The organism is Planctomycetia bacterium (genome assembly GCA_015075745.1).
GTDB lineage: Bacteria > Planctomycetota > Phycisphaerae > UBA1845 > UTPLA1 > UTPLA1.
On record JABTTW010000002.1, the window covers coordinates 724,645 to 738,982 of the forward strand.

11 protein-coding genes are annotated in these 14,338 nt (G+C 61.5%); 6 read left to right on the top strand and 5 right to left on the bottom strand.

Going from position 1 to position 14,338, the window contains the following annotated elements:
* Window positions 1-7 precede the first annotated feature (7 nt).
* Window positions 8-1,549 (bottom strand): AarF/ABC1/UbiB kinase family protein, encoded by a 1,542-nt coding sequence (locus HS101_16555; GenBank protein MBE7507877.1) that lies wholly within the window; start codon window positions 1,547-1,549, stop codon window positions 8-10.
* Between the two features lie 310 nt (window positions 1,550-1,859).
* On the opposite strand from HS101_16555, the gene HS101_16560 reads away from it, so the two are divergent.
* The gene (locus HS101_16560) at window positions 1,860-3,119 is read left to right on the top strand and encodes an MFS transporter (protein ID MBE7507878.1); all 1,260 of its coding nucleotides are present in this window, start codon (window positions 1,860-1,862) and stop codon (window positions 3,117-3,119) included.
* Between the two features lie 30 nt (window positions 3,120-3,149).
* Here HS101_16560 and HS101_16565 read toward each other — a convergent pair whose 3' ends face one another.
* The 3 genes from HS101_16565 to HS101_16575 form a co-directional block, all read right to left on the bottom strand.
* Window positions 3,150-4,001: a methyltransferase domain-containing protein gene (locus tag HS101_16565; GenBank protein MBE7507879.1), complete on the bottom strand. Its 852-nt coding sequence runs from the start codon at window positions 3,999-4,001 to the stop codon at window positions 3,150-3,152.
* Between the two features lie 108 nt (window positions 4,002-4,109).
* Window positions 4,110-5,939, bottom strand: a complete 1,830-nt coding sequence (locus HS101_16570) for a chemotaxis protein (GenBank protein ID MBE7507880.1) — start codon at window positions 5,937-5,939, stop codon at window positions 4,110-4,112.
* A gap of 55 nt (window positions 5,940-5,994) precedes the next feature.
* Window positions 5,995-6,516, bottom strand: a complete 522-nt coding sequence (locus tag HS101_16575) for a purine-binding chemotaxis protein CheW (protein MBE7507881.1) — start codon at window positions 6,514-6,516, stop codon at window positions 5,995-5,997.
* A gap of 352 nt (window positions 6,517-6,868) precedes the next feature.
* On the opposite strand from HS101_16575, the gene HS101_16580 reads away from it, so the two are divergent.
* The 5 genes from HS101_16580 (at window position 6,869) to HS101_16600 (ending at window position 11,951) form a co-directional block, all read left to right on the top strand.
* Window positions 6,869-7,537, top strand: a complete 669-nt coding sequence (locus tag HS101_16580) for an OmpH family outer membrane protein (protein ID MBE7507882.1) — start codon at window positions 6,869-6,871, stop codon at window positions 7,535-7,537.
* A 22-nt stretch (window positions 7,538-7,559) separates the two neighbouring features.
* Complete coding sequence (lpxD, locus tag HS101_16585; protein ID MBE7507883.1) at window positions 7,560-8,636, top strand: UDP-3-O-(3-hydroxymyristoyl)glucosamine N-acyltransferase; 1,077 nt, start codon at window positions 7,560-7,562, stop codon at window positions 8,634-8,636.
* A complete protein-coding gene (gene lpxC, locus HS101_16590) occupies window positions 8,602-9,912 on the top strand; it encodes a UDP-3-O-[3-hydroxymyristoyl] N-acetylglucosamine deacetylase (GenBank protein ID MBE7507884.1) in 1,311 nt (436 codons plus the stop codon). Before lpxD ends, lpxC begins: the two co-directional genes overlap by 35 nt.
* A gap of 99 nt (window positions 9,913-10,011) precedes the next feature.
* Window positions 10,012-10,947 (top strand): acyl-ACP--UDP-N-acetylglucosamine O-acyltransferase, encoded by a 936-nt coding sequence (gene lpxA / locus HS101_16595; GenBank protein ID MBE7507885.1) that lies wholly within the window; start codon window positions 10,012-10,014, stop codon window positions 10,945-10,947.
* The gene (locus HS101_16600) at window positions 10,944-11,951 is read left to right on the top strand and encodes a Gfo/Idh/MocA family oxidoreductase (protein MBE7507886.1); all 1,008 of its coding nucleotides are present in this window, start codon (window positions 10,944-10,946) and stop codon (window positions 11,949-11,951) included. The genes lpxA and HS101_16600 overlap by 4 nt, the downstream gene beginning before the upstream one ends.
* 114 nt (window positions 11,952-12,065) lie before the next feature.
* Here HS101_16600 and HS101_16605 read toward each other — a convergent pair whose 3' ends face one another.
* Window positions 12,066-14,267, bottom strand: a complete 2,202-nt coding sequence (locus HS101_16605; GenBank protein MBE7507887.1) for a glutamine synthetase III — start codon at window positions 14,265-14,267, stop codon at window positions 12,066-12,068.
* Between the last annotated feature and the right edge of the window lie 71 nt (window positions 14,268-14,338).

Here is a 14,338-nt window from a genome sequence, read left to right on the forward strand (position 1 = left end):
GGTTTGCTCACTCCAGCCAGACGCGTACGGCGCGCTGGCCATCGGACTCGGGGATGGCGAATAGTTCCTGCGGAACGAAGGCCGACTGACGGACGCGGCGCACGATGGCCGCCACGTCGATTCCCTGGGAGCGAATTCGATTCAACAGGTCTTCGTCCATCAGATCGTCGAGGTCGTCCACCGCGTCGCTTTGAAAGGTCAGGGCCACCTTGGTTGCTCCGTTTTCGGTGACGCGAATCTTCAGGAGCTTGGCCATTCCGGCGAAGCCAGCCGTCGGTTCATCATCCATCATGTCGCAGTGCCAGTCGTTCAGTGCCTGGCGGTGCAGCGCGAGATATGGCCGCAGGGCAATCCCCCACGAGACGGGCGAGTCGAGCTTTTCGAGGTAGTACGTCAGTCCGCGAAATGCCCGCATGACGAAGATGAAATTCGGCGGGCCGCTCATTCGGAAGTTCCAGCGGTCGTCACCAAGAATGTCTTCGACTCGCTCCGACCGGCGCCAGCGCGACAGGTCGTACCTGGCCTCGATGCAAAACGGTTCGAGCATCGCCGCACAAAGCGCCGGCAGCTTGCTGCGAATCGGCCGAAGAAGCTCCTCGCGAAAGCCCAGCGAGAGCATGGGGCCCAGCGGGTCGCCTTGCTTGTGAGCGGTCATTTCGATCAGCTTCAATAGCGCGACGACCTCCTTGGGCTCCAGCGTCATGACGCTGCCGTAGTCGTATAGCACGATGGCCGGGCCGTCCGGCGACTGCTTAAACCGGTAATTGCCGGGATGCGGGTCTGCGTGAATCAGTCCGTGCCCGAAAAGGAGGTTGAAGAAGCCGCGCACCAGCGCGACGGCCAACTGATCGCGCTGCGGTTGGGGCCATGCCGCCGCCTCCTCAATTCGCTCCCCCACCACCCAGTGACTGACCAGGACGCGATGGGTGCAAAGCTCCGGAATCAGCTCGGGAACAATCCAGCCGGGAAGCTCCGGGGCGATCGACACGAAGCGCGACTGATTCTCCGCCTCCACGCGGTAATCGAGCTCCGCCTCCAGATCGCGAAGAATCTCCTGACGATATCCCGCCAGATCGAAGCCGCGTCGCAGGTCCCCCACCGGCGCGGACAGCCAGCCGAGCATCTTGAGGTCGTTCATCACCGCCTGACGGATGCCGGGATACTGCACTTTGATTGCCACATCGCGACCGTCGCGCAATTGGGCCTGATGCACCTGGCCGAGTGACGCGGCGAGACCGGTCGGTTCGATGGACGAATAAACTTGATTCGGATCGCGGCCCCACGAATCGCGCAGGATCGCCTCGATATCCGCGAGCGCCAGCGGCTCGGCACAATCGGTCATCGGCGCGAAGGCGTCTGCCTTCGCGTCGTCGGCGCTCATGCTGAGAATCTGGCCGATCTTCTGCGGCAGGCCGCGCAATTTGCCCATGCGCGCCGCCAGATGCCGCTGAGCATGAGCGCGAACGGCCTCGTCGGTCGATCTGAGCCTGCGACCGTGGCGGGCCATGTCAATGTAACCGGCGCCGCGGTTCAATATTCCGCACTTCATCGAAGGCTACTCCTGTCCATCAAGTTCCGTGAGCCCCGACCGGCGACGTGCGGACGCAGAGCAACTCGCCCGCCTCACCCGTGGTGCTTATCGGCTCATGGAAAGTCCGTATTGCGATTGTCAGATAGAAAATCGAAGCGCGGCCCGAGACCCCGCGGGCATTTCCGAGACACACCCCTTATTGGACCGCCGAAGTTGCGCTATCATATAGGCCTAACGGCCGGGCAGTCCTCGACGATCTGCCTTTGGGGTTTCACGGATACGCCCTGTGCAAGGTACGAGGCGCATTGGGTCAGGAATGACGTCAGCCATGCAATCCTCATCGAACGCCATTTCTTTCGCGGCCGACGCCCGCTCAGTCGCGATGGTCAAGTCCGGATCGGCGACGCGCGGCATCATTACGATCGCCATTCTGCTGTTCACCACCATGTTGCCGGTCACCCTGCTGGTCGCCCCGCTCAAGGAACTGGTCGGCGACCGGTACGGAGCGTCACCGTTCTGGGTCCACACGTTCATGTCGATCAACATGATCGGCGCGGCCCTGGCTGCGCCGCTCATCGGTGTGCTGTCGGATGCAGGCAGGCGCCGCCGGGTCGCCGCATGGGCCCTCGCCGCGGATGCGTGCCTGCTGTCAGGCATGTCGCTGGCCCCGAACCTGCCCACGCTCTTAACGCTTCGATTTCTGGAAGGCGCTTCTCATGTTCTCGCGCTCAGTACCCTGATGGCCATTGCCGGCGGTTGGGCTCACGATAACAAGCGCGGCCGAGCCATGGGGATCATCGGCTCCGCGATGATGTTGGGCACGGCCTTCGGGACACGACTGGGCGGCGAAGTGTGGCATCATCTGCCAGACTGGACCTTTCACGTCGCCGGGGGGATCAGCGCGGCGGCGGCCCTTGGCGTCCTGTTCATCGTGCGGGAGGCTCCAGAAGTTCGCGAGACCCGCCGCCCGGTGCGACGCCTGATTGGGCTGCTGGCCTGCCGCAAAGACCTTGCCGTGCCCCTGATCTATTCATTCATTGACCGGTTTTGCGTCGGCGTGGTCATCTCCACCTTTGTCCTGTTCCTTGCGGACATCCACGGCTTTCCCCCCGCCGAACGAGGGAAACTACTCGTGCTGTTTCTCGCGCCGTTTGCAGTTCTCGTCTATCCGGCAGGCCTGCTGGTCGATCGCATCGGACGCGTATGGCCGCTGGCCATCGGCTCCGCCGCCTTCGGGGTCGTCTTTGCCGCATACGGTGTGGTGACGCCTTCGCAACTGACGATCCTGATGCTGCTCTCGGGTGTGCTCAGCGCGCTGATGTTTGCCCCGAACCTGGCCCTGTGCGCCGACCTTGCCCCGCCCGACCAGCGCGGCGCGGCCTTCACGGGGTTCAACATCGCCGGCTCCATCGGAATGCTTTTGGGCCCTCTGTTCGGCGGCGGCATCCTGGCCTTTGCATCCAAGGCCGCCCAGGGGATCGACGCCTACCGCATCACGTTTATGCTCACCGGCGCGACGGAGATTCTCTGCGCGGTCGTCACCCTGCCGATGCTGCTCGCGCTGAAGCGCCGCGGCGTGACTCGCTAGTCTGGTGCGTTTCCGCGACAGAAGATCACATCAATGGGTTTGCCCGGCGCCACCCGGTTTCTGATAGATGCCGGGTCGCCTGTATTCAAGAGGCATCGCCCTTCTCAATTGGATCGACGCGCCGATCGGGTCGACATCGCCGACGATCAGGCACCCGCCCGGCGCGAGCGCCTCCGAGACCACTTGCAGCACGCGCTTTTTCATGTCGAGGTCGAAGTACATGAGGACGTTGCGCAGGAACACGAGGTCAAACCGGCCGTTGGGAAAATCGTCACGGAGGTTGTGATACTGAAAGGTCACCATCCGGCGAATGACGTCCTTCAGGTGATATCCGTCGTCCTTCCGGTCGAACCACGCCTGAACCTGCGACCCGCCCATCCGTGAGACTGCGTAGTCGTTGTAGATGGCGGCGCGGGCGTGATCGAGCACCCGGGGGCTGATGTCGCTGCCGATGATCGTCACCGACCATTGGTCGATTTCGGGCATATTCTCGCGAAGTGAAATGGCGGCCGTGAAACCTTCCTCGCCGCTGCTCGATGCCGCGCTCCAGATTCGAATCGACCGGCTCTTCGCCCTGGCCTGCTGCCAGTGCGGGATCAATTCGCCCTTGAAGTATTGCCAGAGTTGGTCGTTTCGGAAGAAATAGGTCTCGTTGGTGGTGACGGCGGAGATGAAATGCGGCAGTTCGCACTCGCCTCCGCGCTTGCTGCTGATAACGCCGTAGTAATCAGCGAAGGAATTAAGCTCCAACGCTCGCAGTCGCCTGCGGAGGCGGTTGCTCACCAGGCCGAGCTTCTCCGGCGGAAGGTGGATGCCGGTCTTGTCATAGACGATTCGCGCGGCCCGCTCGAATTCTTGTTGCGTCAGCTTCAGCAGTTCCACAGCGTGGATTCCTTTCCGGCTGTGATCGCTGCATGTTCGATACAGGGATCGGCGCCATATGTGTTAGTCTCCGCAAGGCCACCAAGTCCGGCATTGCGGCGAGTGCACTCATCTTCCTGCCGCGGCGACCATCGCCCTGGAGGGCGTTGCAGGACTCCTGACTCTGTCCAAGCCGATGTTGAACGCCCCGACCAGTTCCTTGAGCTGCTCGGCCTGACCGGAGAGCACTCTTGACGAGTTCGCCATCTCTTCGGCCGCGGAGGCATTGCTCTCGGTGATCGAGGAAATGTTCTGGACGCCGGTATTGACCTCGGCGGCCGTTGACGTCTGCTCCTGGGTCGCGCGGGCGATCATGCCGATGCCGGTCGCGCTTTGTTCGACGCCTTCGATGATCATCATCAGGACCTTGCCGGTCTGATGGCTCAGCTCGGCGCCTTCCTTGACCCGCTGGGTTGATTCCTTGATCAGTGTCGTGATCTCCTTCGCGGCCTGGCTCGATCGCTCGGCCAGCTTGCGAACTTCGTCGGCGACGACCGCGAAGCCGCGTCCATGTTCGCCGGCCCGGGCCGCCTCGATCGCGGCATTGAGGGCCAGCAGATTGCTTTGAGCGGCGATGTCGCTGATGACGCCGACGATCTCCGCGATCTGCTCGGCGGACTTATCGATCAGCTTGATCGCCTTGATGCTCTTTTCAATGGCCTCGCCGCCGGCGACCGCCCGCTGGCTCGTGTCCTTGGCGATTTGATCGACATCGCGGACGTTTTGTGCGACGCCTTCGATCATTTTGACCAGCGACTGGATCGAGGCCGTCATCTGTTCCACGTTTGCCGATTGCGTCTGGGCGCCGTCTGACAATAGATTCGATCCTTCCGAGACAACGCGGGCGCCGTCTGTGAACTGCTCCGCCGCCTCGATGATCTGCATAATGATGTGACGCAGCGACGAGATCATCTGGTCGAGGCCCTCGCCGAGCTGCCCGATGGCGTCGTCACCCTTGACGACGACGCGCGTGGTCAGGTCTCCCCCCGCGGCGGCCTGAACGTTGATCAGCAGCTTGTCGACCTTTTCCTTGAGTTCGGCGGCGTTGCGATCGTTTTCCTGCTGCAGCCGTTTCGACTCCGCTTCGAGCTTGAGTTTTTCGGTGAGGTTGGACCAAGTGACCATAGGGCCGAGATACGCGCCCTGCTTGTCGTAGATGCCGCTGACGAGGAGGTCGAGCTTCTGATCGCCCAGATCGATGATCGCGTTATGCGGGAAATTCTTGGGATTCGACAGAATCCGGCGCTGGTAGGCCGGATTCTTGTGGAAAATGTCCACGTTCGAGCCGACGACTTTGTTCGGGGCAACCGGCAGCAAGTGCGCCAGCGGCCCAAGATTCTTGACGGTCGCCGGATTTACATATGTGATGTTGAAGTCAGTGTCCGCGAGGACCATATTGATCGGAGCATTCTCGATCATCGCACTCATCTTGGCGGACTCGAACTCGGCCTTTCGGGCCCGGGTCGCATCCTCCCAGTTCACGACCTGACCGACGTATTCGCCGGTCTCGTCATGGATGGCGTTCACTTCCATGGCCAGCGTCAACGGACCGAGATTGATGTCCGTCCGGATCGGCAGGTTTCTCGGGTTGGACTGGGTCAGGCGGATTTCCTCGGCGCGATCGCCGTAGAGCCGGTCCACTGATCTACCCAGCAGGTCATCAACGCACAGGCCGAGCTCGTTCTCCAGGACGTCTTCGACGCCGCGAAGCGTGGCCTCGGAGCGCTCGTTCATATAGATCAGGTTTAAATTCCTGTCCGTGATCAGCACATTGGTGCCGAGATTGTTCACGGCGGATTGAAGCAGTGAGAAGGCGCGCTTGGCCCCGGAAGCGGCATGGAAGCAGGAAAATCGGTCCTTCGCCTTCGTCCCGCTCTTTTTGGTCGTCCTTGTCGCCATGTTCATCGCTCCTCGTACCTGTCGTCCGACCCCGGCAGTTCGCGGTTCCTTTCGATCACGCCTTCGGCGTGCTGAGCGTTTTCGTCCCTTCGGAAATCAACATATTGTCAATATTCAGCAGGATCATCAGCTTCTCATCGCACTTCACCAGACCGCTTACATAGTCGTGGTCGAGTCCGGCAATGCCCGACGGCGCCGGGTTAATCTGATCCTCGGTGATGTGCAGCACCTCATTCACCGCATCGACAACCAGTCCGATCGTCTTTGAACTCACTTTGGCAACAACGATGGGCGACTGTTCGTCCGACACGGGCGTCGGTAGTCCGAGTCGCTTTCGCAAGTCGATGACGGGAATCACCTGTCCATTGTGATTCATCAACCCGCGTACAAAGTCGGGAACCTCCGGCAGTTTCGTGACCGGCCCTAACTGGATGATTTCCTGCACGCACATGATGTCGATGCCGTACAGTTCGCCGGCCAACCGAAAGCTGACGATCTGCGAGGTGTGTTCGCCCTCGGCGCCCGCTTTTTTGAAAGCGGAGATGGCAGCCAGATTCGATGCCAATGTCGCCGACATGCCGTGAACCCTGTCTTGTTATCACTCAGATCGTTAATCTGAGCGAACGTCCGATTCAGCCCGCGGCCCATTTCGTTAATGGACCGAAATAGGACATTCCCCACCTTGATCGAGCCGGGGCGTTGCGCCCTTGATGAAAAAGAGAGGCTGGCTTCTGAATTGAAGGTGTGGGCGCTCGCAACTTTCCCGGAAGGCCACGCCACGAACCTGCCGTTCACTTGCCCAGCGGGAGCCGGCCATTTCCGCATTATTAGGCTCGTAATCCCCCAGCGCTTGAATTTCGCGGGGCCAAACCGACAATGACGCGAGTTCTCATTGACCGTTACCGCTTGTATTCAGGAGTAGCGACATCGTGCAACAGAAATTGGGATTGATCGTGGTTATCGGATTGTGCCTCGCCATTACCGCCGCTTTCGCCCAGGCGCCCCCGGCCGACACGCCGCCGGCGACCGAAACATCCTCGGGCAGCCATCCGGTCGCCGTCGTGGACCTGGTCCGCATCTTCAACGAGTGCGCCCAGATACAAGACCTTAACCAGATGATGAAGGAGCAGACCGACGAATTTGCCAAGGAGGCAAGCCAGCGCAGAAAGGTCATCGAGGACAAGCAGACCGAGCTCAGCGCCTTTCGCCCCGGCTCCGAAGACTTTTCACTCAGACGAAAGGACCTGGTCCGCCTGAATATCGACGCGAATGTCTGGCTGAAGGTCACGGAACAGACCATGGATCAGGACAAGTTTGACTGGACGCGGATCATCTACGAAAACGTCCTCAAGATTGTCCGGCAGATTTCCAGCGAGCGCGGTTATGACGTCGTGCTCAATCGAACTGATTTCAAACCGGACGATATCGAGCCGACCGTCCAGAATCTCCGCCGTCTGATTCAGGATCGCACCGTGGTTCACAACGTCCCGGAGATCGACATCACCGACCTCGTGATTCGCCGAATCGACGCCGACTACAAGGCGGCCGGCGGCAAGAAACAACTTTCGATCTCCCGCGGCGCAGCCGGGAAGCCTTAAGCCCGGGCGGAATAGGAACGACATGAACGATCGATCGTCGCCGAAGACCTTTCCCCTGTCCCACATCGTCGATCATTGCGGTGGAAGATTCGTCGGCTCTGACGATGACGCTCGCAAGCAGATTGCCGGCGTCGGCTCCCTCGCCGATGCGCGCCCCGATGAGGTTTCATGGCTGGTTGAGGAGAAGCACGCTCGCTCCCTGCCCGCGTGCCGGGCCGCCGCGATCGTGGGCCCTGAGAAACTCCTCGCGGATTGCCCCCGCGCGATCTTTGTCGCCGACCCGGCGCTGGCCATTGCCCGCATTCTCGACCTCTTTCACATTCCCCCGGTCGGCCCTGCACCGGGGATCCATCCTTCCGCCGTTGTTGACCCCTCCGCGAATCTTCAGGAGAACGTCACCGTCGGCGCAAGCGCTGTCATCGGTCCGACGGTGCGCATCGGCAAGAACACGATCATCCACGCGGGCGTCAGCATCGGGGCCGGCGTCAGCATCGGTGACGATTGTCGCCTTTTTGATCGCTGCGTGGTCTACGATCGCTGCGTCATCGGCCGTCGTGTCATCATCCACTCAGGAACGGTGATTGGGGCCGACGGCCTGGGCTACATCTTTCGTGAGGGCGCCCACCGAAAGATCGCCCACAATGGAATCGTCATCATCGAAGACGATGTCGAGATTGGGGCGAACAGTTGCGTCGATCGGGCCAAGATCGGGGCGACGGTCGTGGGCCGCGGCACGAAGATTGATAACCTCGTCCAGATCGCACATAATGTCCAAATTGGTCCCCTCTGTGTTCTGGCAGCCCAGGTCGGCATTGCTGGAAGTGCCCGAGTCGGCGCAGGAGTCGTGTTTGGGGGCCAGTCCGGCACCATCGACGGGGTCACAGTCGGGGACGCCGTCACGGTAGCGAGTAGATCGGTAGCAACTAAGAACATCGAGGCGGGAAAAACGATCGTCGGTTTCCCCGCCAGAGACAGCAAAGAGGCATTCAGACTCGATGCGCGCGTTCGAAAGCTGCCGAAGTTGCAAGAGGAAGTTGCCGATTTAGCGAAACGGGTGGCCCAGCTTGAAGCCGCAACACACCATCCAGAACGCGGCTGACATTTCCGGCCGCGGCTTGTTCACGGGGGAAGAGGTCTCCGTACGCTTCAAACCTGCGCCGGCTGACCACGGCATCGTCTTTGTCCGGACCGACGCCCCCACCCCTGTTCGTATCAAGGCCCACGTTTCCAATGTCACCAAGCGAGCCCGGCGCACTTCGCTGCGCAACGGCACTTTGGCCATCGAGACGGTCGAACACTGCATGGCCGCCCTGCATGCGCTCGGCGTTGACAATGCCGAAATCGAGTTGAGCGGCGGCGAACTGCCCGGCTGCGACGGCAGCAGCCAGTTCTTCGTGGATGCGATCCTCCAAGCCGGCATCGTCGAACAGTCCGCCGAGCAGCATCCGCTGGTCATCACCCAGACGGTCCGCGTGACCGAGGGCGACGCCGAACTCATCGCCGTCCCCACCGATACCCACGATCTGAACATCATCTACGATCTCGACTACGGGCCCGGCGGCCCGCTCCCGCGACAGATTTTTCCGATTCGCGTGTCCCGTGAGTCATTCCTCAAGGAAATCGCCCCGGCCCGCACCTTCCTATTCGAGAAAGAAGCCGAGCAATTTCGTGCCGCCGGCCTCGGTCAGCACCTCACTTACGACGACGTCGTGGTCATCGGCCCGGACGGCGTCGTTGGCAATCAATTCCGCTACCCTGATGAATGTGTCCGCCACAAGATTCTCGACCTGATCGGCGATCTTTATCTGGCCGGCCGGCCCCTTCATGGAAAGATACTCGCCCGCAAGAGCGGTCACGCACTGAATCATGAGCTTGTCCGCAAGCTGTTAGAGGGCATCGAACGGGCAGAACGATCTAACCGACTTCGCACTGTCACCGAGATGGACGCCGTTCAGCTCCGGCGAGTATTGCCCCACCGATACCCCTTCCTGCTCGTAGACCGTGTCGTTGAAATGGATTCCGATCGCCGGGCCGTCGGCATCAAAAACGTCTCGATCAACGAGCCCTTTTTCCAGGGGCACTTTCCGACCCAGCCCATCATGCCGGGAGTCCTCATTATTGAGGCCATGGCCCAGCTTTCCGGCATCCTGCTGGCCCAGAAGCTGGAACACACCGGGAAAGTCGCGGTCCTGCTGTCCATGGACCATGTGAAATTCCGTAAAGCCGTGCTCCCGGGCGACCAGTTGGTTTTGGAGGCCCGAACGGTTAGAGTCAAATCCCGTACCGGCCATGTCCGGTGCACCGCCTCGGTCGGCGAAAGCCTCGTGGCTCAGGCGGAAATAAAGTTTATGATGGTCGATGCGGAACCGGCCTAACGCCTGACACCGCCGACGGGTCTATTCTGCAGCCCCGGTGAGGCGGCAGGAATCGGAGGGCGTTAGGGATTGTGACCTCGCCCAATTCAGGATTGCTCGATGCCCAAGATCGCACCCAGTGCGACAGTTGATCCCAAGGCGGAGCTGGCCGAAGACGTAGAGATCGGCCCGGGTTGCTATGTCGGTCCGAAAGTCACAATCGGCCGCGGCACTGTCCTGATGCCTAATGCGACGATCCTCGGTTGCACGAGTATCGGCGAGGGCAATATCTTTTATCCGGCCACCGTCATCGGCGCTGCCCCGCAGGACCTCAAGTACAAGGGCACCGACACCCAGCTCATCATCGGCGATCACAACATCTTCCGCGAAGGCGTCACCGCCCACACCGGCACCGAAGTCGCCGGTGGTCACACAAAGGTCGGCAGCCACAATCAGTTCCAGGTCGGCACCCACCTCGCCCACGACGTCATCGTCGGCGACCACTGCATCCTGTCGAATCAGGTCCAAGTCGCCGGCCACGTCCAGATCGAAAGCAACGTCACCATCAGCGGCCTCGTCGGCATCCAGCAGTTTGTCACCATCGGCCGCTATTCGTTCATCACCGGCATGGCCCGCTGCACCATGGACGCACCGCCCTACATGATCTACGGCTTTGAAGGCTCCATTCAGGGCGTCAACGTCAAGGGCCTGGGCCGCTGGGGCTTCCAGGAAAGCGCCATTCAGCAACTCCGCGACGTCTATAAGAAGCTCTTCCCCCGCAAGGGTCAGGCGGTCAACACTTACAGCCTGCGTACGCTTTACGGTCTATTGCCCTCCGGCAAGAAGGACGACCGAAACGGCTCCGTCACACTTGCCCGCCGCCTCAGCGACGTCGACAGCATGACCAACCTCGACGAGCACTGCCGCTACCTCATCGACTTCGTGAAGCGCTCCATCCACAGCGGCGTCCACGGCCGCTATCTCGAATCCTGCCGCCGCGATGGCAACGGAGAACGCCCCGCCTTCTACGCCGGTAACGGGGGCAACGGCCGGTGACCGATTCTCCCATCCGCACTGCCGTCGTCGGCGTCGGGCACATGGGACGTCACCATGCCCGGCTCTACCAGGAGATGCCGCAGTCGCAGCTCGTCGCCGTCGTCGACCTGAACAAGGACCGCGCCGCGGAGATCGCCGGTAAGCATGGCGCGACCGCCCTCTCCAGCATTGACGAATTGCCGAATGATGTCCGCGCCGTCACCGTCGCGGTTCCCACGATTCACCACCGCGCAATCGCCGAAAAGCTGCTCCGCCGCGGCATGGCCGTCCTCGTCGAAAAGCCCATCGCCGACACCGTCGCCGACGCCGAGGCGATGATGAACTGCGCGAAAGAGACCGGCTCGATTCTCACCGTGGGTCACACCGAGCGGTTCAACCCCGTCGTCCGCGCCATCCAGCGGCTCGACATCCGCCCCAAGTACATCGAGAGCCAGCGGATCAGCCCGTTTCGCTTCCGATCGGCCGACATCGGGGTCGTCGCCGACATGATGATCCACGACATTGACATCATTCTGCACCTGGTCCGCTCCAAGCCCGTTCAGGTCGACGCCGTGGGCGTCAATGTGCTGGCGAAATACGAAGACGTGGCCAATGCCCGGGTGGTGTTTGAGAACGGCGCCGTGGCGAATCTCGTCGCTTCGCGCCTGGCGCTGAAGACCGACCGCCGGCTGCGGGTTTTCTCCGAGACGGCTTACCTGTCGCTCGATTATCAGCGGAAGAACGGCATCGTCGTGACCCGCGATGCAAATCTCGACGTGCTCTCGCTCGCCAAGGACAAGAAACTCGAAGACCTCGCCCAGATGGCCGACCTCGACTTCGGTCAGCTCGTCAAGGTCGAGCCGCTGATCGTGGATGACGTGGAGCCGCTCCGTGCGGAGCTGGAGGCCTTCCTCGACAGCGTCGCCACCGGCAAGCCCCCCGCCGTCAGCGCCGAGGACGGCGTCGACGCCGTCCGCCTCGCCGGACAGATCGTCAGCGCCATCAGTTCCCACCGCTGGAGCTAGGACGCTTCACATCCCAGAACGTACTCCGGTTCGCCACTCAGTGCGGAAAAGAAACGTCCCCTGGAACCGCGCCGACGCACGCCTCCAGGGGACGATTTAATTGCTTCACAGGCCCTACTTCAGGAACAAAAGCTCCCGGTAGGACGGCAGCGGCCAAAGATCCGCCGACACGTGATTCTCCAGCTCATCACCGGCGGACCGCAGCACCTCCATCAGCGGGATGATCTTTTCCTTCATGTACGTCGCGTGCTCGAGCGGGTCGTGCGACTCAAGATTGTCCGCCTCGGCCAGCCCTTCCAGCGTCGTGGTGAATTGCCGCACCTTCTCGCTGAAATGCTGGAGCATCGCCAGCCGTTCCTTGTGATCCGCACCTGCGTTCTTGAGCGCGGCGACCGCCTCACCCAGCCGGGTCTCGTGGGCAATCGCGGCCGGCAGAATCATTTGCCGCCCCATCATCACCATCGTCTCCGACTCGATCAGAATCTGCTTGGTGTATTTCTCAAGATAGGCGGTGACGCGGCTCTGCAACTCCTGCCTGTTGAGCACCTGATACTTTTCAAAAATCTGAATGGACTTCTCCGTTCCCAGCTTCGGAATCGCCGCGACGCAGTCGCGCAGGTTGGGCAGTCCGCGACGTTCCGCCTCGGCATGCCACTCCGCGGCGTATCCGTCGCCGTTGAAGATCACGCGTTTGTGCTGCTTGATCATCTGTTGCAACAAGCTGCGGGCCGCCGCCATCAGCTTCTCTTTCGGCGGATTGGCGCCGACTTCCTTCTCGAGATGTGTCGCAACGTAGTCGAGCGACTCGGCGACGATGGTGTTCATCACGGTATTGGGCCATGCCGACGTCGCGGATGAGCCGACCGCCCGGAATTCAAACTTGTTGCCGGTGAAGGCGAATGGCGACGTTCGGTTTCGATCAGCCGAATCCCGCGGGAGCTGCGGCAGGGTCATGGCGCCCAGGTCCATCGCGCCGCCCTTGATGGTCCGGCTCAACTCGCCCTTCTCCAATTGCTCGACGATATCGGTGAGCATCTCGCCCAGGAAGATCGAGATGATCGCCGGCGGGGCCTCGTTGGCGCCGAGTCGGTGATCGTTCCCCGCCGAGGCGATCGCCGCTCGGAGAAGCTCCGCATTCATATCCACGGCCCGGATCACCGCGCACAGGTAGACGAGAAACTCCATGTTCGTATGCGTGTCCTCGCGCGGGTCGAGCAGGTTCACGCGGGTGTCCGTGGTCATGGACCAGTTGTTATGCTTGCCGGACCCGTTGAGGCCCAGGAACGGCTTCTCGTGCAGGATCGCGTGCATCTCGTAGCGCGGCGCCACCCGCTTGATCGCCTCCATCATCAGCATCTGGTGGTCGCAGGCCACGTTGGAGGTCTCAAAGGTCGGGGCGATCTCGAACTGTCCCGGCGCGACCTCGTTGTGACGCGTCTTGACCGGGATGCCCATGCGATAGAGCTCGTACTCAAGCTCGGCCATGAAAGCCAGCACGCGCGGCGGGATCGAACCGAAGTAGTGGTCCTCCAGTTGTTGCCCCTTCGGAGGCCGCGCCCCGAACAAGGTGCGATCGCAGGAAACCAGGTCCGGCCGGGCGTAGTACAAATGCCGATCGATCAGGAAATACTCCTGTTCGGGGCCGACCGTGGTCAAAACGCGCTGCACGCCCCTGTCGGTTCCGAAGAGGCGCAGAACGCGCATCGCCTGCTTCGATAGAGCGTCCATCGATCGCAGGAGCGGCGTCTTCTGATCGAGCGCGGCGCCGGTCCAGGAGACGAAGGCGGTCGGGATACACAGGGTGACCGTGTTATGCCCGCGCACGAGGAAGGCTGGACTCGTCGCGTCCCATGCCGTGTAGCCGCGCGCTTCAAAGGTTGCCCGCAATCCGCCCGACGGAAAGCTCGATGCGTCCGGCTCGCTCTGGCACAGGCTGCTTCCGGACAGGGCGTAGATCATCTCGCCGTCCTTCTCCAGCTCGACCAGGGAATCGTGCTTTTCGGCGGTCAGACCGGTGAGCGGCTGAAACCAGTGCGTGTAGTGCGTCGCGCCATGTTCGACGGCCCAATCCTTCATTTCGGCCGCGACGACCTCGGCCACCTGGGCGTCCAGCGGCTCGCCCAGCTCGATCGTCCGCATCAGGCGCTTATAGATGTCCTTGGAAAGCCGCCGCCGCATGGTTCGTTGATTGAACACATCGCAGGCGAAATATTTGTCAATCTGGGTGGATATCGCGCAGCCGTCCAAACGGTTAGGCGGATGGGTCCACGTGGTTGCGGCGGCGACGGCCGCCCGACGTACGCTGGCATGATCCATGTTCATGATCTCCTCAAGAATCTACTGGCAAAGTTCGACACTCGGTCGAACAGAATGTACCGGACACGTTG